Source organism: Campylobacter sp. 2352 PW (assembly GCF_024723575.1).
GTDB lineage: Bacteria > Campylobacterota > Campylobacteria > Campylobacterales > Campylobacteraceae > Campylobacter_D.
In genome coordinates this window covers 96,276-119,201 of sequence record NZ_JANQCX010000006.1, presented here as the reverse complement: position 1 = coordinate 119,201, position 22,926 = coordinate 96,276, and the positions used below count along the sequence as shown (strand labels likewise).

The 22,926-nt window shown below is 29.3% G+C and carries 25 protein-coding genes; 15 read left to right on the top strand and 10 right to left on the bottom strand.

The window, feature by feature from the left end; translation table 11 throughout:
• Positions 1–282 precede the first annotated feature (282 nt).
• Entirely contained in the window at positions 283–903 is a 621-nt protein-coding gene (locus CAMP5121_RS05015) for a DUF305 domain-containing protein (RefSeq protein ID WP_337214954.1), read from the bottom strand.
• Positions 904–1,022: 119 nt separating this feature from the next.
• On the opposite strand from CAMP5121_RS05015, the gene CAMP5121_RS05010 reads away from it, so the two are divergent.
• Positions 1,023–1,655 (top strand): hypothetical protein, encoded by a 633-nt coding sequence (locus CAMP5121_RS05010; RefSeq protein WP_263682817.1) that lies wholly within the window; start codon positions 1,023–1,025, stop codon positions 1,653–1,655.
• 2 nt (positions 1,656–1,657) lie between these two features.
• On the opposite strand, the gene ruvC is transcribed toward CAMP5121_RS05010, so the two are convergent.
• Positions 1,658–2,134 (bottom strand): crossover junction endodeoxyribonuclease RuvC, encoded by a 477-nt coding sequence (gene ruvC, locus CAMP5121_RS05005; protein WP_263663674.1) that lies wholly within the window; start codon positions 2,132–2,134, stop codon positions 1,658–1,660.
• A gap of 122 nt (positions 2,135–2,256) precedes the next feature.
• Between ruvC and dnaA the strand changes: the two genes are divergently transcribed.
• From dnaA to CAMP5121_RS04970, 7 genes are all read left to right on the top strand, one after another.
• The gene (gene dnaA, locus CAMP5121_RS05000) at positions 2,257–3,585 is read left to right on the top strand and encodes a chromosomal replication initiator protein DnaA (protein WP_087684857.1); all 1,329 of its coding nucleotides are present in this window, start codon (positions 2,257–2,259) and stop codon (positions 3,583–3,585) included.
• 132 nt (positions 3,586–3,717) lie between these two features.
• Positions 3,718–4,785 (top strand): DNA polymerase III subunit beta, encoded by a 1,068-nt coding sequence (gene dnaN / locus CAMP5121_RS04995; RefSeq protein WP_263664527.1) that lies wholly within the window; start codon positions 3,718–3,720, stop codon positions 4,783–4,785.
• 9 nt (positions 4,786–4,794) lie between these two features.
• On the top strand, positions 4,795–7,113 hold the full coding sequence (gene gyrB, locus CAMP5121_RS04990) for a DNA topoisomerase (ATP-hydrolyzing) subunit B (RefSeq protein WP_115644741.1): 2,319 nt from the start codon (positions 4,795–4,797) through the stop codon (positions 7,111–7,113).
• 8 nt (positions 7,114–7,121) lie between these two features.
• Positions 7,122–8,114: an adenosine deaminase gene (locus CAMP5121_RS04985; protein WP_263724985.1), complete on the top strand. Its 993-nt coding sequence runs from the start codon at positions 7,122–7,124 to the stop codon at positions 8,112–8,114.
• A gap of 16 nt (positions 8,115–8,130) precedes the next feature.
• On the top strand, positions 8,131–8,517 hold the full coding sequence (gene queF / locus CAMP5121_RS04980; RefSeq protein WP_263702389.1) for a preQ(1) synthase: 387 nt from the start codon (positions 8,131–8,133) through the stop codon (positions 8,515–8,517).
• A 53-nt stretch (positions 8,518–8,570) separates the two neighbouring features.
• Complete coding sequence (locus tag CAMP5121_RS04975; protein WP_337214953.1) at positions 8,571–9,215, top strand: outer membrane beta-barrel protein; 645 nt, start codon at positions 8,571–8,573, stop codon at positions 9,213–9,215.
• A gap of 9 nt (positions 9,216–9,224) precedes the next feature.
• Positions 9,225–9,434 carry an alkylphosphonate utilization protein gene (locus tag CAMP5121_RS04970; RefSeq protein ID WP_039617052.1) on the top strand — a complete coding sequence of 70 codons (210 nt, stop codon included), beginning with the start codon at positions 9,225–9,227 and terminating at the stop codon, positions 9,432–9,434.
• Positions 9,435–9,447: 13 nt separating this feature from the next.
• Here CAMP5121_RS04970 and thyX read toward each other — a convergent pair whose 3' ends face one another.
• On the bottom strand, positions 9,448–10,080 hold the full coding sequence (gene thyX / locus CAMP5121_RS04965; protein ID WP_039617054.1) for an FAD-dependent thymidylate synthase: 633 nt from the start codon (positions 10,078–10,080) through the stop codon (positions 9,448–9,450).
• A 100-nt stretch (positions 10,081–10,180) separates the two neighbouring features.
• Between thyX and CAMP5121_RS04960 the strand changes: the two genes are divergently transcribed.
• The 3 genes from CAMP5121_RS04960 to CAMP5121_RS04950 all read left to right on the top strand — a co-directional run bounded on the left by CAMP5121_RS04960 (position 10,181) and on the right by CAMP5121_RS04950 (position 14,026).
• Positions 10,181–11,818 (top strand): CTP synthase, encoded by a 1,638-nt coding sequence (locus CAMP5121_RS04960; RefSeq protein ID WP_087699096.1) that lies wholly within the window; start codon positions 10,181–10,183, stop codon positions 11,816–11,818.
• Positions 11,808–13,379 carry a single-stranded-DNA-specific exonuclease RecJ gene (gene recJ, locus CAMP5121_RS04955; protein ID WP_337214952.1) on the top strand — a complete coding sequence of 524 codons (1,572 nt, stop codon included), beginning with the start codon at positions 11,808–11,810 and terminating at the stop codon, positions 13,377–13,379. Before CAMP5121_RS04960 ends, recJ begins: the two co-directional genes overlap by 11 nt.
• A gap of 68 nt (positions 13,380–13,447) precedes the next feature.
• Entirely contained in the window at positions 13,448–14,026 is a 579-nt protein-coding gene (locus tag CAMP5121_RS04950; RefSeq protein WP_263679297.1) for a lytic transglycosylase domain-containing protein, read from the top strand.
• Positions 14,027–14,035: 9 nt separating this feature from the next.
• Here the strand turns inward: CAMP5121_RS04950 and prfA are convergent, their stop codons facing one another.
• The 6 genes from prfA to rsmA all read right to left on the bottom strand — a co-directional run bounded on the left by prfA (position 14,036) and on the right by rsmA (position 19,177).
• Positions 14,036–15,103, bottom strand: a complete 1,068-nt coding sequence (gene prfA / locus CAMP5121_RS04945; RefSeq protein WP_263663683.1) for a peptide chain release factor 1 — start codon at positions 15,101–15,103, stop codon at positions 14,036–14,038.
• A gap of 6 nt (positions 15,104–15,109) precedes the next feature.
• Positions 15,110–15,373 carry a 30S ribosomal protein S20 gene (gene rpsT, locus CAMP5121_RS04940; RefSeq protein ID WP_039617063.1) on the bottom strand — a complete coding sequence of 88 codons (264 nt, stop codon included), beginning with the start codon at positions 15,371–15,373 and terminating at the stop codon, positions 15,110–15,112.
• 83 nt (positions 15,374–15,456) lie between these two features.
• On the bottom strand, positions 15,457–15,597 hold the full coding sequence (locus CAMP5121_RS04935) for a hypothetical protein (protein ID WP_257396458.1): 141 nt from the start codon (positions 15,595–15,597) through the stop codon (positions 15,457–15,459).
• 63 nt (positions 15,598–15,660) lie between these two features.
• A complete protein-coding gene (locus CAMP5121_RS04930) occupies positions 15,661–16,422 on the bottom strand; it encodes a pseudouridine synthase (protein ID WP_263679295.1) in 762 nt (253 codons plus the stop codon).
• Between the two features lie 9 nt (positions 16,423–16,431).
• Positions 16,432–18,390 carry a ribonuclease J gene (locus tag CAMP5121_RS04925; RefSeq protein ID WP_442863284.1) on the bottom strand — a complete coding sequence of 653 codons (1,959 nt, stop codon included), beginning with the start codon at positions 18,388–18,390 and terminating at the stop codon, positions 16,432–16,434.
• Complete coding sequence (gene rsmA / locus CAMP5121_RS04920; protein ID WP_337214950.1) at positions 18,350–19,177, bottom strand: 16S rRNA (adenine(1518)-N(6)/adenine(1519)-N(6))-dimethyltransferase RsmA; 828 nt, start codon at positions 19,175–19,177, stop codon at positions 18,350–18,352. The genes CAMP5121_RS04925 and rsmA overlap by 41 nt, the downstream gene beginning before the upstream one ends.
• 90 nt (positions 19,178–19,267) lie before the next feature.
• On the opposite strand from rsmA, the gene CAMP5121_RS04915 reads away from it, so the two are divergent.
• The 4 genes from CAMP5121_RS04915 to CAMP5121_RS04900 are packed head-to-tail and all read left to right on the top strand — an operon-like array spanning position 19,268 to position 21,996.
• The gene (locus tag CAMP5121_RS04915) at positions 19,268–19,801 is read left to right on the top strand and encodes a purine-nucleoside phosphorylase (RefSeq protein ID WP_337214949.1); all 534 of its coding nucleotides are present in this window, start codon (positions 19,268–19,270) and stop codon (positions 19,799–19,801) included.
• An 8-nt stretch (positions 19,802–19,809) separates the two neighbouring features.
• Entirely contained in the window at positions 19,810–20,880 is a 1,071-nt protein-coding gene (gene rlmN, locus CAMP5121_RS04910; RefSeq protein ID WP_337214948.1) for a 23S rRNA (adenine(2503)-C(2))-methyltransferase RlmN, read from the top strand.
• Entirely contained in the window at positions 20,877–20,987 is a 111-nt protein-coding gene (locus tag CAMP5121_RS04905) for a hypothetical protein (protein WP_257396463.1), read from the top strand. Before rlmN ends, CAMP5121_RS04905 begins: the two co-directional genes overlap by 4 nt.
• Positions 20,977–21,996 carry a radical SAM protein gene (locus tag CAMP5121_RS04900; RefSeq protein ID WP_337214947.1) on the top strand — a complete coding sequence of 340 codons (1,020 nt, stop codon included), beginning with the start codon at positions 20,977–20,979 and terminating at the stop codon, positions 21,994–21,996. The genes CAMP5121_RS04905 and CAMP5121_RS04900 overlap by 11 nt, the downstream gene beginning before the upstream one ends.
• Here CAMP5121_RS04900 and CAMP5121_RS04895 read toward each other — a convergent pair.
• Entirely contained in the window at positions 21,993–22,895 is a 903-nt protein-coding gene (locus tag CAMP5121_RS04895; RefSeq protein ID WP_337214946.1) for an RluA family pseudouridine synthase, read from the bottom strand. The genes CAMP5121_RS04900 and CAMP5121_RS04895 overlap by 4 nt on opposite strands.
• Between the last annotated feature and the right edge of the window lie 31 nt (positions 22,896–22,926).

Here is a 22,926-nt window from a genome sequence, read left to right as displayed (position 1 = left end):
ATGAGACCCTCTCCTTTGATTAACCTGCATTAAAAATTCTACAAATAGCTTTACTTTAAAATTTTGGCTTATTTTTTAATCTTCTTATTAAAATAAGAAGATATAATTTTATTAGAGGGGGATAGTGGCAGAATGAGACCCTCCCCTTTTTATATTTTAAATAGGGTTCTTTTTGGGGTTCTTTAAAAAATATAAAAAACTGTAAATATCTAAAAATAAGCCTTTATAAATATTAGTTAAAACTCAATCGGACCACCATTTTTATTTCTTTCGATTAATTCACTACATATATTTTAACAAATTCGTAAATTCTTGAATTTCTTTTTCTTGATCTAAGATGATTTTTTTCGCTATATCAGTGATAGTTTTGTCTTTAGAATAAAATAAAATTTGTTTTGAAACATCTACTGCACCTTGATGATGTGCTATCATCGCTTCTAAAAAGTCTTTATTGATGTTTTTGCTTTCTTTAACCGAGCTCATTAAAATCATCATTTTTTGCATTAACTCTTTTTCTTCTTGAACGAATTTTTTATAAGTTTCTTCATCAATTTGAGTTTTTGTATAAAGATTTTTATCTAGAATTTCTTGAAATTCTTGGATTTCTTTTTCTTGAGCTTTGATGATATTTTGAGCGATTTTTTTCATCTCTTCACTTTTTGTATGTTCTAACAAAATCTTAGATGAGTCAATAGCACCTTGATGATGTGGGATCATATTAGCTAAAAAATCTCTTTCTATGTCATTGCTTTGTACTAAAGGATTTTTCATCATAGGTTCATGCATACTCATCATGATTTGTGATGAAATACTTCCAGAAGCTCCATGATGAGCATGATGAGAATTTGCAGCAAATAAAACACTTGCTAAAACTAAACTTGAAACTATAATTTTTATTTTCATTTTTTTCCTTAAATTTTAATTTAAAATCAAAAATATATAAAAATATCACAAACTAAAATTAACAAAAAAATTCAATTTTTTTTTGTTATAATTTATTTAAAAATACACAAGGATGGAAAATGCTTAGAGAACTACTTGAGATAAAAAAAGAAATGGAACCTATAATTCATGATTGTTCAGTAAAAATTCAAGTAGCCGCAAGAGAAGTAATCGTAAGAAAAAGAGAATATGAAATTTATGGACCTATGATAGATAGAGTATATCTTGATAATGCCATTTATATTAAAATTTTTGGTAGTGGGCGTGATACAAAAAGCACTAAAGTAGATATTAAAAACGGCCTTTATATGGTGTATGTAGCTCCTGATAAACCAACTAATCAAGAAATCATGAATAAACTAAAAATCGCATTTGAAAGTATAGATAATAAATTCATTTCAAGAATTTTAGAGCTAAATAGAAGAATGAAAGAAGTGATTAATAAAACCCAAGCAACCCTAGCAAAAGCATCAAATATGAATGTTTTAATAGAAACTAATCTAGGCGAAGCAAGTGCTGCACATAAGTTTGTAATAACCATCAAATACCTAAAAGATAATCAAAAATTAGAATTAAAAAATTCAAAATCTGCAGGTAGCTTTAGAGATACCAAAAATCACATCAATCTAGTAGTAGAAAAAAGTACTGATTCAGCTGTATGTGAAAAACTTTTACATGATGTTGAAATTTATTTTATAGGAAATGGAAAATAAAATTACTTTTTCACTCTCAAATTTGCTAAATGCGTCAAAGCCACTGCGATAGCATCTGTAATATCAAGTGGCTTGATATCTTTTGAAATTCCAAGCAATCTTTTCACCATAAAAGCTACTTGTTCTTTAGTAGCTTTTGCTTTACCTGTTACGGTTTTTTTTATTTGTAAAGGTGTGTATTCTGCAAATTCTCCATGGGTTTGTAAGATTTTTAAACTCAAAGCTCCACGAAATTGTGCTAGTTTTAAAACAGTTTTTGGATTATAAGCAAAAAATATATCTTCTATAGCTACCTCATCAAATTGATGATTTTTAAATATTAAATCAAGTCCTTCACATAATTCTGTGATTTGATACTGCAAATCATTAGGTTTGATTTTGATAAGACCTGCTTCTATGAGTTGATTTTTATTATTAATCCTTTCTACAATAGCATATCCACAATACCTAGAACCAGGATCTATCCCTAAAACTTTCAAACTTTTCACCTTTTTATTCACATAGATGTGAAATTTAAATTTTTATGTGAATAATTTTAACCATTTTTTATAAAAAATAAGCTAGAATTTTAAGTTTTACATCATAATTTATAAGAAAAATAATGAATATAAAAGATTTTTTACTTGAATTTAAAACTGAAATTAGCAATAACGAATACAATACTTACATTTCTCACTTACAATTTAGTGAAAAATTAAGTAAAAATAATATCTTAGTATTTATTGCACCAAATCATTTTTTGGCTAAATTTATACAAACAAAATACGCACAAAAATTAGCTTATTTTTATGAAGTAAAAACAGGAATTAATCCTCAAGTTAAAATCATCACAAATGATCAAAAGGTAGAGAAAAAACATTTTTCTACAGATATTTCACAGATTAAATTTCAAAGTACTATTTTAAACCCTTCTTTTACTTTTGAAAGTTTTGTTGTAGGAGATTCTAATCAATTTGCCTATGCAACCTGCAAAGCCATAACCGATAAAAGCAAACTTGGAAAGTTATACAACCCTATCTTTATCTATGGCCCTACAGGACTTGGAAAAACTCACTTGCTTCAAGCTGTCGGAAATGTATGTTTGGATAATGGATATAAGGTTATTTATGCTACAAGTGATAATTTTATCAATGATTTTACCATGCATTTAAATAACAAAACCATGAGTAAATTCCATGAAAAATACAAAAATTGCGATGTTTTACTCATCGATGATGTGCAGTTTTTAGGTAAAACAGACAAAATTCAAGAAGAATTTTTCTTTACTTTTAATGAAATCAAAGAAAAATTTGGACAAATTATCATGACAAGTGACAATCCTCCAAATATGCTAAAGGGCATAACAGAACGCTTAAAAAGCCGTTTTGCAAATGGGATCATCGCAGATATCACTCCACCTCAGCTTGATACAAAAATCGCAATTATCAAGAAAAAATGCGAATTTAATGCTATTTATCTTAAACCTGAAGTTATAAGCTACATCGCTACTTCAATGGGAGATAATATCCGAGAAATAGAAGGCATGATTACAAATTTAAATGCTCAAGCAAGGCTTTTTAACCAAGAAATCACTTTAGAAATTGTTAAAAGCTTTATGAAAGATCACATTAAAGAAACAAAAGAAAATATTAGTGTTGAAGACATACTTGCTGATGTTTCAAAAAGCTATAATCTTAAACCTAATGATATAAAATCAAACAAAAAAACACAAAATATCGTTATGGCAAGAAGGGTTGTGATATTTTTAGCAAGAGAACTTACGACTATGTCTATGCCTCAACTTGCTAGATTTTTTAATATGAAAGATCACACCGCCATTTCACATAATATTAAAAAAATTCAAGAACTAATGAGTGAAAATGAAAACTTAAAAGCCATAGTAGAAGAATTAAGAAATAAAATTTTGACAAAAATAAAAAGCACCCTGTGAATAAAAGTGAAAAACAAAAAATTTTATTCTATAAGTAAAATTTCTATAAAAAAAGACTTTTAAAAAGCATTTCACATTTTCACATTGCCTATTATTATGATAAAATAAATTTAAAAAATAAAGGAAGTAAAAATGAAAATTAGCATTAACAAAAACACTTTAGAATCTGCCATAGTTTTAACTAATTCTTATGTAGATAAAAAAGACTCAAGCAATATCGCTTCTCACTTACTTTTTGAAGTGGTTGAAGATAAATTAATCATAAGAGCAAGTGATTATGAAATAGGTATTAATTATAAAATCAAAAAAATCAAAGTTGAAAGTGCAGGTTTTGCAACTGCTAATGCTAAAAGTATTTTAGATATTATAAAAAGTTTAAATAACGAAGATGTAGTCTTAGAAACCATAGAAAATTTCCTTTTTATTAGACAAAAAGGAACTAAATATAAACTTCCTATGTTTAATTATGAAGATTTTCCAAATTTCCCAAGCACAGAAGGAAAAGATAAATTTGATATTGATTCAAGTGATTTAAGTAGATCTTTGAAAAAAATCCTACCTGCAGTTGATACAAATAATCCAAAGTACTCTTTAAATGGTGCTTTACTTGATATAAAAACTACTCACATTAATTTCGTAGGAACAGATACAAAACGCTTAGCAGTTTTCACACTTAATAAAACAAATGAAAAAGAATTTAACCTTTGTATTCCCAAAAAAGCTATTTTAGAAATGCAAAAAATCTTTTTTGAAAAAATTGAAATTTATTATGATGAAAATATATTGATTGCAAAAAATGATAATTTTGAATTTTTTACAAAACTTATTAATGATAAATTCCCTGATTATGAAAGAGTAATTCCAAAAAATATCACAAAAGAATTTATTTTTAAAACTGAGGAATTTATGGACGCATTAAAAAAAATCAATGTAATCACTGAAAAAATGAAATTAAATTTCCATAAAGATAAACTTGTATTTGAAGGTATTAGTTTAGATAATATGGAAGCAAAAACTGAACTTGAAATGGAACTTAATATAGATGAAGAATTTAATCTTTGCATTAAAAATAAATTCATCACTGACTTTTTAAATTCTATTGAAAGTGAAACATTCAAACTTAGCATAAATGAACCTCATATGGCATTTTTAGTTTCAAGTGAAGAATTACAAACTGTAATTATGCCAGTTATCTTATAAGGAAAATAAATGCAAGAAAATCAAAACTATGGCGCAGGAAATATTAAAGTTTTAAAAGGCTTAGAAGCTGTTAGAAAACGCCCTGGTATGTATATAGGTGATACCAACATAGGCGGTCTTCATCATATGATTTATGAAGTAGTAGATAATTCTATCGATGAAGCTATGGCAGGTTTTTGTGATACGATCAATGTAGAAATTACCACAGAAGGCTCTTGTATAGTAAGTGATAATGGTAGAGGGATCCCTGTGGGAATTCACCCTACTGAAAATATCCCTACTTTAACTGTAGTTTTAACCGTGCTTCATGCAGGTGGAAAATTTGATAAAGATACTTATAAAGTTTCAGGTGGTTTACACGGGGTTGGTGTGAGCGTTGTAAATGCTTTATCAAAAAAATTAGTTGCTACAGTACATAGAGATGGAGAAATTTATCGCCAAGAATTTTCAGAAGGTAAAGTTACAAGTAATTTTGAAACCATAGGTAAAAGTAAAAAAACAGGGACAATCATAGAATTTTGGCCTGATGATCAAATTTTTGAAGTGACTGATTTTGATTATGAAATTTTAGCTAAAAGATTTCGTGAACTTGCATATTTAAATCCAAAAATAACTATAAATTTTAAAGATAACCGCGTAGGAAAAGCAGAAAGTTTTCATTTTGAAGGTGGTATAAGCCAGTTTGTTACAGATTTAAATAAAAAACAAGCTTTAACTAAGGCTATATTTTTCAATGTAGATGAAGAAGATGTAAATGTTGAAGTAGCATTGCTTTATAATGATAGTTATAGTGAAAATTTACTTTCTTTTGTAAATAATATTAAAACTCCAGATGGTGGAACGCACGAAGCAGGTTTTAGAATGGGCTTAACTCGTGTTATAAGTAATTACATTGAAGCAAATGCTAGTGCTAGAGAAAAAGATTCTAAAATCACAGGTGATGATGTAAGAGAAGGTTTGATAGCAGTGGTAAGTGTTAAAGTACCTGAGCCGCAATTTGAAGGACAAACTAAAGGAAAATTAGGTTCAAGTTACGTTAGACCTATAGTTTCTAAGGCTTCTTTTGAGTATTTGACAAAATATTTTGAAGAAAATCCTATTGAAGCAAAAGCTATCATGAATAAAGCTTTAATGGCAGCTCGTGGTAGAGAAGCAGCTAAAAAAGCTAGAGAGCTAACAAGAAAAAAAGAAAGTTCAAGTGTAGGGACTTTGCCAGGAAAATTAGCTGATTGTCAAAGTAAAGACCCAAGTGAAAGCGAAATTTATTTAGTTGAGGGTGATAGTGCAGGAGGTTCTGCAAAACAAGGTAGAGAAAGAACTTTCCAAGCGATTTTACCTTTAAGAGGTAAAATACTCAATGTTGAAAAAGCAAGACTAGATAAAATTTTAAAAAGTGAACAAATTCAAAATATGATCACAGCTTTTGGTTGTGGGATCGGCGATGAGTTTGATATAGAAAAATTAAGATATCATAAAATCATAATCATGACTGATGCTGATGTAGATGGTTCTCACATACAAACTTTACTTTTAACATTTTTCTTCCGCTTTATGAATGATCTTGTAACAAATGGACATATTTATTTAGCTCAACCACCTTTATATCGCTATAAAAAAGGTCAGAAAAAAGAAATTTATCTAAAAGATGAAAAAGCTTTAAATGATTATTTGATCGAAACAGGTATAGAAAGCTCTACTTATGAGGGTATAGGATTAAACGATTTAAAAGATTTTCTAAAAATCGTTGCAGCTTATAGAAGTGTTTTAAAAGAATTAGAAAAAAGATTTAATGTGATTTCAGTGATTAGATATTTGATAGAAAATCCTGATTTAATAAAAGCTTCTAATGAAGAATTATTTAAAGTCATAAAAGAATTTTTAGAAAAACAAAATCACAATATCTTAAATTCATACATCAATGAAAATGAAATTCGTGTTTATGTACAAACTGAAAATGGCTTAGAAGAGCTTATCATCAATGATGATTTATTTGCTAATCCTTTATATGAAGAGGCAAATTATATTTATCAAAAAATCAAAGATAGAGATTTAAAATTTGATAAAGATATTTTAGAAATTTTAGATGAAGTTGAAAAAAATGCTAAAAAAGGTGCTTATATACAACGCTATAAAGGTCTTGGTGAGATGAATCCTGAACAACTTTGGGAAACAACTATGGATCCAAGTAATCGTCGTTTGTTAAAGATCACCATAGAAGATGCTCAAAGAGCAAATGATACTTTCAACCTTTTCATGGGTGATGATGTAGAACCACGCCGTGAGTACATACAAGCTCATGCTAAAGATGTTAAACATTTAGATGTTTGATTTATAAAATGAAAACTTTTTTACAAAATATCCCAAAAGTAGAATTACACTTACACATTGAAGGCTCATTAGAGCCTAAAATGATGTTTGAATTAGCTAAAAGAAATAACATCGTTTTAAAATATAAAAGCGAAGATGAGATAAAAAAAGCTTATGATTTTTCAAATTTACAAGATTTTTTAGATATATATTATCAAGGTGCAAATGTTTTACAAACCAAGCAAGATTTTTATGATTTAACCTTTGCTTATATGAAAAAGTGTAAAGAACAAAATATAGTTCATACTGAAATTTTCTTTGATCCTCAAACTCATACTACTAGAAATATACCTTTAAAAGATGTTATAGAAGGAATTTGGCAAGCTTTACAAAAAGCAAAAGAAGAATTTGGAATTTCAAGTTTTTTAATCGCTTGTATTTTAAGGCATTTAAGTGAGGATGAGGGTTTAAAAACTTTAGATGAGCTTTGTTTATATAAAGATAAAATCAAAGCCATAGGACTTGATAGTTCCGAAATCAATAATCCTCCTTTTAAATTTAAAAATTTATTTCAAAAAGCTAAAGAAGAAGGTTTTTTGTTAGTTATGCATGCGGGTGAAGAAGGAAGTAGTGAGTATATCAAACAAGCTTTAGAGCTTGGTGTAAGTAGAATAGATCATGGAATAAGGTGTGAAGAAGATTTAGAGCTTGTAAAACAATTAGCAAAAAGTCAAATTCCACTAACAATGTGTCCTTTATCAAATATAAAATTAAAAGTTTTTCAAAATATGCAAGAACATAATATTTTAAAACTTTTAAGACAAAATCTTTGTGTTTGTGTAAATTCAGATGATCCAGCGTATTTTGGTGGATATATCTTAGAAAATTTTATAGCCTTAGATGAAACTTTTAAGCTTAGTAAAGATGAGGTTAAAAAACTTTGTATTAATGCTGTAAATGCTTCTTTTTTACAAAAAACAGAGAAAGAAAAAATTAAAAATTTAATAAAAGAACAAAATTAATTTATAAGGATAAAAAATGAGATATGGTGAAAAAGAAATTAAAGAATTTAATGTAGAAAATATGGAAGTTTGGCCAAATGATGCTAAAAATGATTATGTGATTAAAATTACTTTGCCTGAATTTATGTGTTGTTGTCCACGTAGTGGATATCCTGATTTTGCTACGATTTACTTAGAATACATTCCAAATAAATTAGTAGTAGAACTTAAAGCAATCAAACTTTATATCAATACTTTTATGTATAGAAATGTTTCACATGAAGCAAGTATTAATGAAATTTACAATACTTTAAAAGAAAAACTTGATCCAAAATGGATAAAAGTAGTAGGTGATTTTAACCCTCGTGGTAATGTGCATACTGTGATTGAATGCAGATCTGATTTAGTAGTGCCACAAAATTAAATTTTTATTAAAAATAAAAGGATATATTAAGTCTTATTTTAAAGGAGGAAAATATGAAATTAAAATTATTTAGTCTAATTGCAAGTGTTGCTTTGGTTTCAAATTTAGCTTTAGCAGATGAAAATTCAGGTTTACTTTTAGGTATTGATGCGGGATGGTTTCATACTAAGGTAAAATCTGATCTTGATCATAGTAAAACAAAAAATATTAAATATAACGGTGATTTAGAAGGTGATGTTCCTGTTTTTGGTTTAAGAGTTGGTTATCGTTTTAGTGAAAATCATAGACTTTATGGTGCTTATAATTACTCAAGTGAATTTAGTGATGCAATCAATACTACAAGATTAAAAATTGATGGAGAATTTACCACACATAAATTTTTATTTGGTTATGATTTTACTCCAAAAATTTTTGAAAAAACAAGAGCAGTTTTAGGTGTATATGGTGGTTATGCAAGAACGGATATGACTTTAAAAACAAGCTTTTTATCTTTATCTCAAGACTTTGATGGTTATACGTATGGGGCAAAAATCGGTGCTTTATATGAGTTAAATCAAGCAAACGAAATTGAGTTTGGTTTTAAAGCTGAACAAAGTCATTATAATACAAGAAATTTTAGTACTGCTAATTCATCAAACTTTTACGATCCTAAACAAACAAATTATGGTTTATATCTAGGATATACTTATAAATTTTAAGGAGAATTCATGCCAAAAGATGCAAATGGAACTGAGCTTAATGCAGGTGATAGTGTAAGTGTTGTGAAAGATTTAAAGGTTAAAGGTGCAAGCACTACTTTAAAGCGTGGCACGACTATAAAAAATATTAAACTTACAAACAAAGACACCGAAATTGAAGCTAAAGTAGATAAATTTGGTGTGATTGTTTTAAAAACTGAATTTCTTAAAAAAATATAGTAAAAATTCCCAATCAATCTTGGGAATTTTCTTCTTGATAAACACAATGTTTGAAAATAAATTGATGTTCCTCAGGCAAATTTTCAAATAAAGCATTTGCGAGTTGTCTTATCTCCCAAAGAGCTGATTTTGAGCTTCTTAGAGTAATAAAATTTTGCAAACTTCTTGCATTAATCGTTAAAGTTAATTCTGTTTTATAGCTTTCTGGTAAGCAGTATTTTGCTATGTCTAAACTAATGCTATTTTGCAAAATCAAACGCAAATTTTCTAAAGCTTTAATACTTGCATTATCTACTACTTCATTTCCAGTTAATACCAAGTATCTTTTAGCATTTTCAAAGTCATTTTCTTTAAATTCACTTTCATTTCTTAGTTCTTTTAAAGTATATCTTGTGCTTTTTACACTAGGACTAGTATGGCGGTGTCTTGCAACTTCTTGTAAGCATGCTCTTGAAATACCTTGTATATAAAAAGTATAGTTTAAATGCTCTAAGGTTGAAGCATGTTTGAATTTATTTCCCACACGATCTATTAATTCTTTATCTTTTTCGCCACCACAATCGCCTTTGTCAAAACTTTGCCAACATGTTCTTGTCGCATGAGAGCATACAGAAAGTGGAGTATGGTTTAATAATGTGATTTTCATCGAAAAATTCCTTCAAAAATAATTGAATTTTACACAAATGTTTATAAAAATAAAATTTTTTATTCGTTATAATTTCAAAAAAAGAAATTAAGGTTATTTTATGAAATTAAAACAAACTAAGTATATTTTTGTAACCGGTGGTGTTTTAAGCTCATTAGGAAAAGGTATAGCAGCAGCTTCTATAGCTACGATTTTAAAAAATTCAGGTTTAAAAGTAAGTATTTTAAAAGCAGATCCTTATATCAACGTAGATCCTGGTACTATGAGTCCTTTAGAGCATGGAGAAGTATTTGTTACAGATGATGGAGCTGAGACAGATTTAGACTTAGGACATTATGAGAGATTTTTAAATGAGAGCTTATCTCAAGATAATAACTTCACAACAGGTAGAGTTTATCAAAGTGTTATAGAAAAAGAAAGAAGAGGAGATTACTTAGGAAAAACCATACAAGTAATCCCTCATATAGTTGATGAGATAAAAGATCGCATTAAAAAAGCCGGAGTTGATAAAGATATTTTAATCGTTGAAATAGGTGGCACAGTAGGAGATATAGAAGGCTTACCATTTTTAGAAGCTATTAGAGCTTTAAAGCTTGAAGTGGGTAAATATAATGCTATTAATATTCACTTAACTTTAGTGCCATTTATCAAAGCAGCAGGAGAACTTAAAACAAAACCAACTCAACATAGTGTTGGAGAATTACGCCGTATAGGTATAAGCCCTGATATGATTATTTGTAGAAGTGAAAAATCTTTAGATAGAGAGTTAAAAGACAAAATCGCAATTTCATGTGGGGTTGAAAAAAATTGTGTTATAGAAAGTGTGGATGCAGCTAGTATTTATCAAATTCCACTAAATTTCTTAAAACAAGATATTTTAAATTCTATTGCAAGTTTATTAGATCTTCAAAATTTAAAGCCAAATATGAATGAATGGGATTCTTTAGTAAAAAGAGTCATCGCTCCAAGTAATGAACTTAGCATTGCTTTTGTAGGAAAATATGTAGATTTAAAAGAAAGCTATAAAAGTTTAACAGAAGCCATTATCCATGCAGGCGCAGCACTTGATGCGAGAGTAAATTTAAAATGGATCGATAGTGAAAAATTAGAAAATGCAAATATCGAAGAAAGTTTTAAAGACGTAAGTGGGATTTTAGTGGCAGGTGGTTTTGGTTATCGTGGGGTAGAAGGAAAAATCAAAGCCATACAATATGCAAGAGAAAATAAAATTCCATTTTTAGGAATTTGTTTGGGTATGCAGCTTTCTTTAGTGGAATTTGCACGTAATGTTTTAAAACTTGAAGATGCAAATTCTCATGAGTTTAATCCAAATTGTAAAAATCCTATCATCTTTTTGATTGATGAATTTATTGACGCAAGTGGGGAAAAGCAAATTAGAACAAGTAAAACTCCACTTGGTGGAACTATGCGTCTTGGGGCTTATGAGTGTCATATTAAGCCAAATACACTTTTAAGTAAGGTTTATGATAATCAAAAAAGCGTAAAAGAACGCCACCGCCACCGCTATGAAGCAAATCCAAAATACAAAGAAATGTTTGAGAAAAATGGGCTTATTATAAGTGGGGAGAATGAAGGTTTGGTTGAGGCTGTGGAGCTTAAAGATCATCCATTTTTCTTAGCAGTGCAGTTTCACCCTGAATTTACTTCACGCTTAGTTAGGGTTAATCCGGCTATTTTTTCTTTTATCAAGGCATCTTTAACAAATCATGCTAAATAAAGCCAAAATAAAAGAAATTTTACATCAGCGTTTTATCAACGATACGCATGTAAAGCTTTGTGATTTACCTATGCCATCTTGTTTAAAAGATGTCTATAAGGGTGCTTTGCGTATTAAAGAAGCGATTGAAAAAAATCAAAAGCTTGCTATTGTTGGGGATTATGATGTAGATGGGGTAATTTCTTGTGTGATTTTATCTGAATTTTTTGATGATATTGGATATGACTATGTGGTAAAAATTCCAAATCGTTTTAAAGATGGATATGGTCTAAATGAAGAAATCATCAATGAACTTGATGGGGTAAATTTAATCATCACTGTAGATAATGGCATAGCAGCATTTGATGCAGCAGAGCTTTGTTTACAAAAAGGAATTGATTTAATCATTACCGATCATCATATGCCTCCAGCTACTTTACCAAAAGCTTATGCGATCATTAATCCTAAACAACAAGATTGTGATTTTCCTGATATTGAAATTTGTGGGGCTCAAGTGGCTTGGTATTTAGTCGCTGCGATAAAAGAAGTGTGTAAGATTAATTATAATATGTGTAAATTTATAGAGCTTTTATCTATCGCAATTATCGCAGATATGATGGAGCTTAGAGATTTAAATAGAGCCTTAGTTAGAAAAGGTATAGAGTGTATTAATGATTCAAAACGAGTGGCATTTAAAGCGATTAAGCAGTATTTTGGTAAGGATAAATTTGAACTTGATAATATCAGCTTTTTAATCGCACCTTTGATTAATAGTGCAGGTAGAATGGATGATGCGATTATTTCTTATAAATTTTTACATTCTAAAAATATTGATGAGGTTATGGGTTATTTAGAACAAATCATTACTTATAATAATAGCCGTAAAGATGAAGAACGCGAGCTTTTTAAGCAGTGTTTAGAACAAGTTGATGAAAATGATCCTGTGATTATTGTCAATGGCCAAAATTGGCACGAGGGTGTTTTGGGCATAGTTGCAAGTCGTTTGGCAAAGCATTTTAACAAACCTGCCTTTGTTTTTTCAGAATGTGAGCAAAAGGCTAAAGCTAGCGTTAGAAGTGTGGGTAGGATAGATATTTTAAATGTTATAGAACAAGCTAAAGAATTTGTTTTAAGCTATGGCGGACATAAAGGTGCAGCTGGGGTTTTAGTAGAGCTTGAAAAATTTGGTGTTTTTAAAAGCAGGCTTTATGAAATTTGTCAAAATATCCCTAAAGATGACTTTTATAATGCTGATGAGGTTTTAGGTAGTATTGATCCAAATGAAGTTGATTTTGAACTTTTAGAGATATTAGAATTTTTTGAGCCTTTTGGGCATAAAAATCCAAGGCCATATTTTAAATTTGATAAGCTTTTTGTAAAAAATAAAAGAAAGCTAGGCAAAGATGAAAATCATATGAAGCTTATTTTAACTCAAGGAAATAAAACTCTAGAAGCTTTATTTTTTAATTTTGACTATGAGCCAGAGCTTGGAGAAAGCATTGATCTTATAGCTAGTGTTTCTAAAAATAATTTTAGAGGATTAATCACCCCACAACTTACTATAAAAGAAATTCTTAGATAATTCATTAACTTAGCTACATAGTTTTTATTTATAAATTTGCTATAGTATAAGTAATATAAAGGAGTAAAATGTTAAAAAATTTTTTATTATTAGTAGTATTTTTTAATTTTACTTTTGCTTTTGATACAAAAATTTTTATAGGCGATACTTATATACCTGAAGATTTTTATAAGTACGATAAAGACTTTAAAACTGCAGCTAGAAAGTACAATATACCGACGGCTTTACTCAAAGCCATAGCTTTAACAGAAAATGCAGCTTATAAGCATAATATCACTAGCAAAAATAAAAATCAAACAAGAGATTATGGCTTAATGCAAATCAATAGCATTCATTTAAAACGCTATGGGATTAGTGAGAGTGAGATTGTAAAAGCTAGTGTAAATATTGACATAGCAGCGAGATTACTTCATGAGATTATACAAAAACATGGCTTTAGTTGGAATGCTATTGGAAGGTATCATTCAGCAAATGATAAATATAAAAATATTTGGCTTGATAAAGTGATGAAAAATTTAGTTGCTATAGTTTTAAAAGATAGTAAAGATCTTTTTATAATGGAAAAATTCAGAGCTTTTAAACTTGCTTCTCTTTTGATAAATGTGGATAAAAAACAATATAGAATTTTATTAGCAAGTAATAATTAAAACAAGAAATTATAAATTTTCTTGTTTTAAAGCTTCTGCTTGGTAATAAGCGATTAATGGCTCGATGATCTCATCAAAAAGACCACCTTCCAAAATCGCATCAAGTCTATATAAAGTAAGATTTATTCTATGATCGCTAATTCTATTTTGAGGGAAATTATAAGTGCGTATGCGTTCGCTTCTATCACCGCTTCCAACTTGAGATTTTCTTGCCTGGCTTTCTTTTGCTAAGCGTTCTTGTTCTTGCATTTCAAAAAGTCTTGCTTTTAAGACTTTCATAGCACTTTCTTTGTTTTTATGCTGGCTTTTGCCATCTTGATTTACCACAACTATACCTGTTGGAATATGAGTAATTCTTACAGCACTATCTGTGGTATTAACACTTTGTCCACCATGACCGCTACTACGCATTACATCGATTTTTAAATCATTTGGATTGATTTGAATTTCAACATCATCAACTTCTGGCATAATAGCCACTGTAATAGCTGAAGTATGAACTCTACCTTGAGATTCTGTTTCAGGTACTCTTTGAACTCTGTGCGTTCCACCTTCGTATTTTAGCCTTGAATAAGCTCCATTTCCTTTGATGAGAATGATAATTTCTTTAAATCCCCCTACACTACCCTCGCTAGAACTTACGATTTCGTATTTGTAATCACGATTTTCAGCATAGCGTATGTAGGCTTTTACTAAGTCTCCAACAAATAAAGAAGCTTCATCTCCTCCTGTTCCAGCACGAATTTCTAAAAATATATTTTTATCATCGTTTGGATCTTTAGGCAATAAAAGAATTTTTAATTCTTCTTCAAGTTGTGGCTTTAAGACTTCGAGGTTTTTAAGCTCTTCTTTTGCAAGCTCCCCTAGTTCTGCATCAGATAAAAGAATTTTATTTTCTTCGATTTCATCTAAAGTTTTAAGGTATTCTTTTGCTTTTTCTACTATGGGTTCTAAATTCTTTTGCTCTTTAGATAGAGCTGTCATTTTAGAAATATCATTAGAGATATTAACATCGCTAAGAAGAGTATTTAGCTCATCAAAGCGTGTTAAAAAAGGTTTGAGTTTATCAGCTAACATTAAAAATTATGCTAATTTATTTACCAATAATGCTAATCTACTCACACGGCGTGATGCAGTTTGTTTTTTCAAAAATCCACGGCTTACCATAGCGTGAATGCTTTTATTAGCTACTTTTAGTGCATTTTGTGCAGCTTCTTTGTCATTGTTTGCTGCTGCTTCGCGAACCGCTTTTGTAATGTTTTTTAATCTTGTTCTATAAAATCTATTTCTTTCAGTTCTTTTGATAGTTTGTCTTGCTCTTTTTTCAGCAGATTTATGGTTTGCCATAATTTTCCTTTTTTATATAAATTAAATTGCTAATTATACAAGATTAAAATTAAAATTTAATTAATTTAAGTAATTTTAAAGTATCAATTAATCATATTCATGGCTTTTACTATGCAAGATTTTTGATCTTGACATTGATTTTCTAATTTTTCCGCAAGAGTTTCTTCATGTGTGACTGCAATAAAAACCATAATTACACTAAAAAGAGTAGTTAGAATTTTCATTAATTTTTCCTTTTTTAAATATTTTGAAAAATTATAAAAATTCTTTGTGGAAATAATGTGAATTTAATATTTTATATTATTTGTCTTTAAAAAATCGCGCAGTTTTTCGTACTCGCCATTTTCCAAATAACGATATTTTCCTGCTTTTAACATACCAAGATCTAATGCTCCAAAAGCTACTCTTTTAAGATCCATCACTTCTAAATCAAAATGCCCAAAAAAGCGTCTTAGTTCTCTATTTTTACCTTCATTAATGATTACTTTTAGCTTTGTATAGCCACCACTTGAGCCAAAAATTTCAAAGCCTAAAAATGGAGCAAAACTCATTGAGGTTATTTTGGTTTTAGCATGAGCTCCTTTTTTTTCATTTTGAATTTCTAAGCCATTTTGCATTGCTTCGATGACATTTTTATCTATATTACCTTTTACTTTTAGGTAATATTCTCTTTCTAAATCACTATGCATAAGCGCATCTGCTATCACAGGTGAATCAGTTAACAAAAGCAATCCCTCGCTTGCAAAGTCAAGCCTTCCCACGCTAAGCCAAGTGCTAAATTGTTTTGGCAGGGTATGATAGATGGTTTTTCTACCTCTATCATCTTTTTTACTAACTATTTCACCTTTTTGTTTATGATAAATGATGACTGAAAATTGTGTTTTTTTATGGAGTTTTTTACCATTGATAAAAACTTTATCTTCAGCATTTACACTATCACTTAGTAAGGCTGTTTTTTTATTGATTTTTACTAAGCCTTGCTTGATTAGCTCATCAGCCTCACGGCGAGAGTATTTGCTATTATGTGAGATGAATTTATTAATTCTCATAATTTTTCTTTACATCACAAAAATAGTTGGTACTATGGTTGGATATTTTTTGATTTTTCTAAAAATATGTTTTCTTAGTACTTGTCTAATTTGAGCTTCTAAAACTTTTGGATTATCTAAAATTTCATCTTTTACATTTGGGAAAAATTGACTTAAAATATCACTCATTTCTTTTGAGAATGCTCCGTCTTGTTTATCAGCTACCAAGCCATAACTAAATACTCTTGGTTTATTAATCAGTGTTTTACTTGCTTTATCAAGCTGGGCGATGATGACAACTATACCGCTATCTGCTAGTTTTTGTCTATCAATTACCACATCATCTGCGATTTGTTTGTTGATTTGATTATCTACAAAGACTTTTCCTGTTTTAACTGTTTTAACGCGTTTGATGTATTTTTGACAAAGCTCTACTTGATCTCCATCGCTCATTAAGTAGATGTTTCTTTCAGGTATACCACATTTTAGAGCAGTTTCTTTGTGTTTATTGATATGATTATACTCTCCATGCACTGGTAAGAAAAATTTAGGTTTTACCAAAGTTAGCATGAGTTTTTGCTCTTCTATACTAGCATGTCCGCTTACATGGATTTCGCTAAATTCTTGATAGGCTACTTTGGCCCCTGCTTTTAAAAGAAAATCAAGCACAGCAGAAACATTTGCTTCATTGCCTGGTATTGCTTTAGCTGAAATGATAACTTGATCGCTAGGTTTGATTTTGATAAATTTATGCTCATCTGTAGCCATTCTATATAAAGCACTCATGGTCTCACCTTGACTTCCTGTGGTAACAATTAGCACTTCGTTGTCTTTGTATTTGCTTACTTCATCAGCGTCAATGAAAATTTTTCTATCAAGTTTGATATAGCCAAGTTCCATAGTGGTATAGAGATTTCTTTCCATAGAACGCCCTATAACGCACACTTTTCTACCGTATTTTAAACCATAACTAATAGCTTGATATACACGGTGGATATTAGAGCTAAAGGTGCTCATGATTACTCTGCCTTTAGTTTTGGCAAAAATTTGATCAAAAGTAGGTCCTACGGAGCTTTCACTTTTTGTATAACCCTCTTTATATGAATTTGTGCTATCACTTAAAAGACAAAGCACGCCTTCTTCGCCATATTGAGCTAAACGACTTAAATCCGTTGGATAGCCATCAATTGGTGTTTGATCTATTTTAAAATCACCAGTGTGTATGATGGTTCCTGCTTTAGTTTTAATAGCCAAAGCACAAGCGTCGATGATAGAGTGGGTTATGTGAATCCATTCTAAGTTAAATTCACCTATTTCATAAATTTGTCTTTTTGTTATAGGTCTAAACCATTTACGTTCAGCTTTTAAACCATGTTCTTCAAATTTATTTGAAATCATACCTAGTGCTAAAGGTGTTGCGTAGATAGGAAATTGAAATTCTTTGAAAAAATACGGCACAGCACCAATGTGATCTTCATGGGCATGAGTGATGATGATAGCGCGAATTTTATTTTTAATTTTTCTTACATAGTCAAAATCAGGTATGATAATATCTACTCCATGCATGGTTCCATCTGGAAAACTCATACCTATATCAACGATAATCGCATCGTTGTTGGTTTCAAAGACAGTGATATTTCCACCGATTTCTCCAAGTCCACCCAAAGGTGTAATACGAATTTTATGTTCGCTTGAGTTGTTGTGTTTTAAAGGGTGAAGTCTTAGCTCGTGCATGATTTTATTAGCTTCTATGCTTTTAGCAAGTTCTATTTGCCATTCTTCATTACCACTTAATTTAGAAGGTAAATTTCTATTTTTTTTCTTTTTCTTTTTTTCTTCGCTAGCTTCAGTTTGAGTATTTTCTATTTTTGTTCCGTTTTTAGTTTCGCTATTTTGATCTTGATTTTGTGAATCTTTTTTTCTTTTGTTTCTAAATTTATTAAATCTTTTAGTTTTGTTTTGCTCTTGAGTTTTGTTTTCTTCGCTCATAGTCATCCTTTAAATAGTCATAAATTTTAAGGTATGAATCAACGCTAATTTCATGAGCTCTTGAGGTAGAAGAGAGATTTAGTGCTTCAAATGCTTTTAGAATTTTTTCTTTTTTATTTTTAAAATTAGATAAGAGTTGTTTTCTAGGATTTTGAAAACAAGCTCTAAGAAATTCTTTAAAAGCTTCTATATTTTCACATTTTTGCTGATAATGAGTAGTTTTTATTAACTTCATTACAGCTGAAGTAACTTTTGGTGGAGGATTAAAGCTTTGTGGTTGTATATCAAAAAGCATTTGTCTTTGGCATATCAATGCACAAAGCACCCCTAAAGCCGAAAAATTACTTTCTTTTTCATTTGCACAAAATTTCTGTGCTACTTCTTTTTGCACCATTACTATAAGCCCAAGACAATTTTGATCTTCTAGGGCTTTTAAAATCAAATTTGTAGCAATATAATATGGTAAATTTGCTACCAAAAAGTACTCTTTATCGCTTAAACTTCCTTGATCAAAAGCATCACTTGCATTTTGATGAATAAGCTCAAAATTTCCACCTTCAATCTCATTTTGAAATTTTTTATTTAAAATAGGAATCAAATCTTTATCAATCTCATAAGCTCTAATATGAGTTTGTGGGATTTTCAAAAGTTCTTGCGTTAAATCACCTAAGCCAGGCCCAATCTCAACTATATTTTTAGTATCTTTGGGTATGGCTTGGATGATTTTATCTACCACGCTTTTATCACATAAAAAATTTTGCCCAAAATGTTTTTTTGCTTTTATCATAAATTTATTCTATCTAAAAAATATTAATTATAGCATTATTTTAAGCGCTAATTAGATAAAATTTGAATTATTTTTTATAAAGGTTAATTTTTGAAAAATCTTATAGTGTGTGCAGGAGGAAACGAGGATTTTAAATTTGCACAAAGTATAGGCATAGGTTTGGTTAATTCTGCTTTTTCTCTAGGTAAAATTTTAAGTCAAGTAAAAGTAGATAGGGTAATTTTTATAGGCACATGTGGAATTTACCAAGAAGGAAAAATTTTAGACATTTATGAAAGTTCTAATGCTGCAAATTTAGAATACGCAGATTTATTTGATAGTTTCTATACACCTATAGCAAATGAGATTAGATTAAATGTTTCACATGAAACTATGATTAATTCTTCAAATTATATTTGCAAAGATGAAAATATCGCCCAAGAATTTTTTAAAAAAGGCGTACATATAGAAAATATGGAAGCATACGCTGTGCTTTCTTGTGCAAAAATGCAAGGGATAGAAGGAATTTGTTATTTATGTGCGACAAATTTTTGTAATGAATTTGCACATGAAGATTTTTTAAAAAACCATCAAAAAGCAAAAGAATTATTAAAAGATTTTTTGTTAGATAAAAAATTTATATAGGAAAAAAATTGAGTGAATTAAAAAATATATTAGATTTTACTAAAGAAGAATTAGAAAATTTAGTCCAGCCAAAATTTAGAGCAAAGCAAATTTTTGAATGGGTATATAAAAAATATGCAGACGATTTTTTACAAATGTCATCTTTGCCAAAAGACTTTAGGGTGTATTTACAAGAAAATTTTCATTTTTCACCTTTAAAATGTGTAAAAGATGAAAAAAGCAAAGACGGGAGTATAAAATATCTTTTTGAACTTTTAGACGGTAAAAAAATCGAAGCTGTTTTGTTACCTATGAAAGAAGAACTTGTAGATGAAAGTGGAAAAATCATCAAACATGCAAGATATACCATTTGCGTTTCCTCTCAAGTAGGGTGCAAAAGTGGATGTAGTTTTTGTCTTACTGCTAAAGGTGGTTTGAAAAGAAATTTAAGCGCAGGAGAAATAGTAGGACAAATTTTATGGATTAAAAAACATAATAATATACCTTATGAAAGAAGGGTTAACATAGTCTATATGGGCATGGGAGAGCCTTTGGATAATCTTAAAAATGTTTCTAAGGCAGTTAAAATTTTAGCCGATAATGATACCTTAGCGATAAGTCCTAGAAGACAAACTATAAGCACAAGTGGTTTAGCAAAGCAGATCAAAGAGCTTGGAGAAATGAATTTAGGCGTGCTTTTGGCTATTTCACTTCATGCTGTAAATGATGAACTTAGAAGTGAATTAATGCCTATTAATAAAGCTTATAATATAGCAAGTATTATGGAAGCGGTGAGAAAATTTCCTATAGATCAGCGTAAAAGAGTAATGTTTGAATACCTTTTAATTGATGGGATAAATGATAAAATAGAACATGCAAAAGAATTAGTCAAGCTCTTAAATGGTATAAAAGCCAAAGTAAATTTAATACTTTTTAATCCACACGAAGGAAGTTTATATAAAAGACCAAGTGTTGAAAATGCGGTTAAATTTCAAGATTATTTAAGTGCAAAAGGTGTTACTTGTACGATAAGGGAAAGTAAAGGACTTGATATTTCAGCTGCATGCGGACAGCTTAAAGAAAGGCAGAGTAAACAATGACTTTTTTAGATATAGCTCAGATTATTTTTATAAGTATAGTAGTGATCATAGGACTTGGTGGAATTATTTATGTATTAAAAAATGAAGGGAAAAATAATGATAGATAAAAAACAATTGTTGGAAAATCAATTATTTCAAAATAGATATATAAAGCCAAATATTTCTTGGTATTTTTCTCATTTAAATGGTAAAAGAGGATTTGCTAGAATTTTTAAAGTTCCTTATGCTGCTTTGATGAAAAAATTTTATTTAAAAAAATACTTTGAAAAGAGAGTTTTAGAAGGTAAGGTGGATATTCCTTATTTGGAATTAGTTTTAACTACAAGATGTACTTTGCGTTGTGAATCATGTAATAATTTAATGCAGTATTTTTCACCATCAAATCAATATACCTGTACTTTAGAGGGTATTATAGAGTCATTAGAACTACTTTTATCTAAGGTAGATTCTATTGCAAGGGTTAGAATCATAGGTGGAGAACCATTGTTATTTAAGGATTTACCACAATTGATTGATTATTTAGATGCTCAAAAGAAAATACTAACTTTTTCTTTAGTTACTAATGCAACCATTGATTTTAAAGATGAATTGATGAAAAAGTTAAAAAAATCTAATAAGGTTAGAAAAATTACGATTTCAGATTATAAAAGATCACCAAATTTAAAAATTCCACTAAAGCAAGAAAACATTTTAAGAAAATTAAAAGAAAATAAAATTCCATTTTCTATGGACTCTAGTGGCGAAAATTCTACTTGGAGTGATCCTGAAAAAATTTATAAACGCGGTAGAAGTAAAGAAGATATAATCAAAAATTATCGTAATTGTCAAATGCCATGTGTAAGTTTGATGACATCTGAGGGCTTAGAAAATAAACAATTAGCACCTAAAGGAGCTATTTTTGTTTGCCCTATATCAAGTTCCTTATCTCGCCTAAAAGGACTTGAAGAATTTAATGGTGATTTTTTAAATTTAGAGGGTTCTAAAGAAAGATTTTTTGAATTTTATTCTCAAGATTTTTATAAATCTTGTGATTATTGTAGGGATTATGGTAAGCCAGCTAAGCAAATTGCAGTTGCAATCCAAACTGATAAGGTTTTAAAATTAGAAAAAGATTAAGATAAATTTTTCAAAAACTCATCTTTTATATCTTTTTGAGATTGTATCAAAAATTTTTGATTTTTATATGTAAATTCTAAGCTAAAAGAATGCAAAAGCAATCTTTTAGCACCTGTAATTTGAGCTCTTTCGATATCGCTCATTTTTCCATCTAATATTTGCTCTATTTGTGTTTTTTCTAAACCATATAAAGGTTCACCTAAAATTTTATGTTTCACATGAAACAAATGTAGTCTTATTTGGTGTTGTCTACCTGTTAGAGGTTTAGCTAAAATTAAACTGACATCTAAATTTTCAAAATATTCTAAAGTGTAAAATTGCGTTAAAGCTTCTTTGCCATTTTCACAAATTTGCATCCTAGTTTTGACTGCATCATAGTCTTTAGCTAAATTCATGCTTTTATCTACTATAAATTCTTTTTCAGTTTTTCCTTTTGCTAGTGCAAGATAGCTTTTTTGAACTAATCTTTTTTCAAACATGGTTTTTAACTCAATTTGTGCATTTTTATGCTTTGCTATGAGTAAAAGTCCGCTTGTTTCTTTATCTAGTCTATGAACCACGCAAGCTTTTTCACCCCATAAATGCCAAATTTCATCACAAAGACTATAAGTGCAATTGCGTCCATTAGGATGAGTTAGCACTCCGCTTGGTTTTTCTACGATGGCAAAATCTTCATTTTCAAAAACTATTTCTAATCCTTTGGGGTTATTTTCATATACGATTAATTCTACTAAACCATCTAACAATTTGTTTTTTTCTTCTACCAAATTTCCATTACAAAATAGTCTTTTTTTATCAATGAGTTTTTGTGCTTCATGCATAGAGATTTTTAACTCATCCATAAGTAGTCTAAATGCCTTTTTTCCATTATTTGCTAGTTTCTTTTTTATATATGCCATTTAATAACTTTCTTAGGTAATTTATAATAAA

What these genes read in the sequence shown, in the direction of transcription:
- CAMP5121_RS04935 (WP_257396458.1), bottom strand. Translation starts at nt 15,597, where the DNA reads ATGAAAATTCTAACTACTCTTTTTAGTGTAATTATGGTTTTTATTGCA.
- thyX (WP_039617054.1), bottom strand. Translation starts at nt 10,080, where the DNA reads ATGAAAATCACATTATTAAACCATACTCCACTTTCTGTATGCTCTCAT.
- dnaN (WP_263664527.1), top strand. Translation starts at nt 3,718, where the DNA reads ATGAAAATTAGCATTAACAAAAACACTTTAGAATCTGCCATAGTTTTA.
- CAMP5121_RS04975 (WP_337214953.1), top strand. Translation starts at nt 8,571, where the DNA reads ATGAAATTAAAATTATTTAGTCTAATTGCAAGTGTTGCTTTGGTTTCA.
- CAMP5121_RS04895 (WP_337214946.1), bottom strand. Translation starts at nt 22,895, where the DNA reads ATGGCATATATAAAAAAGAAACTAGCAAATAATGGAAAAAAGGCATTT.
- CAMP5121_RS04900 (WP_337214947.1), top strand. Translation starts at nt 20,977, where the DNA reads ATGATAGATAAAAAACAATTGTTGGAAAATCAATTATTTCAAAATAGA.
- CAMP5121_RS04930 (WP_263679295.1), bottom strand. Translation starts at nt 16,422, where the DNA reads ATGAGAATTAATAAATTCATCTCACATAATAGCAAATACTCTCGCCGT.
- prfA (WP_263663683.1), bottom strand. Translation starts at nt 15,103, where the DNA reads ATGTTAGCTGATAAACTCAAACCTTTTTTAACACGCTTTGATGAGCTA.
- CAMP5121_RS04970 (WP_039617052.1), top strand. Translation starts at nt 9,225, where the DNA reads ATGCCAAAAGATGCAAATGGAACTGAGCTTAATGCAGGTGATAGTGTA.
- dnaA (WP_087684857.1), top strand. Translation starts at nt 2,257, where the DNA reads ATGAATATAAAAGATTTTTTACTTGAATTTAAAACTGAAATTAGCAAT.
- gyrB (WP_115644741.1), top strand. Translation starts at nt 4,795, where the DNA reads ATGCAAGAAAATCAAAACTATGGCGCAGGAAATATTAAAGTTTTAAAA.
- CAMP5121_RS05010 (WP_263682817.1), top strand. Translation starts at nt 1,023, where the DNA reads ATGCTTAGAGAACTACTTGAGATAAAAAAAGAAATGGAACCTATAATT.
- CAMP5121_RS04925 (WP_442863284.1), bottom strand. Translation starts at nt 18,390, where the DNA reads ATGAGCGAAGAAAACAAAACTCAAGAGCAAAACAAAACTAAAAGATTT.
- CAMP5121_RS04960 (WP_087699096.1), top strand. Translation starts at nt 10,181, where the DNA reads ATGAAATTAAAACAAACTAAGTATATTTTTGTAACCGGTGGTGTTTTA.
- CAMP5121_RS04905 (WP_257396463.1), top strand. Translation starts at nt 20,877, where the DNA reads ATGACTTTTTTAGATATAGCTCAGATTATTTTTATAAGTATAGTAGTG.
- CAMP5121_RS04950 (WP_263679297.1), top strand. Translation starts at nt 13,448, where the DNA reads ATGTTAAAAAATTTTTTATTATTAGTAGTATTTTTTAATTTTACTTTT.
- rsmA (WP_337214950.1), bottom strand. Translation starts at nt 19,177, where the DNA reads ATGATAAAAGCAAAAAAACATTTTGGGCAAAATTTTTTATGTGATAAA.
- recJ (WP_337214952.1), top strand. Translation starts at nt 11,808, where the DNA reads ATGCTAAATAAAGCCAAAATAAAAGAAATTTTACATCAGCGTTTTATC.
- CAMP5121_RS04985 (WP_263724985.1), top strand. Translation starts at nt 7,122, where the DNA reads ATGAAAACTTTTTTACAAAATATCCCAAAAGTAGAATTACACTTACAC.
- CAMP5121_RS05015 (WP_337214954.1), bottom strand. Translation starts at nt 903, where the DNA reads ATGAAAATAAAAATTATAGTTTCAAGTTTAGTTTTAGCAAGTGTTTTA.
- queF (WP_263702389.1), top strand. Translation starts at nt 8,131, where the DNA reads ATGAGATATGGTGAAAAAGAAATTAAAGAATTTAATGTAGAAAATATG.
- rpsT (WP_039617063.1), bottom strand. Translation starts at nt 15,373, where the DNA reads ATGGCAAACCATAAATCTGCTGAAAAAAGAGCAAGACAAACTATCAAA.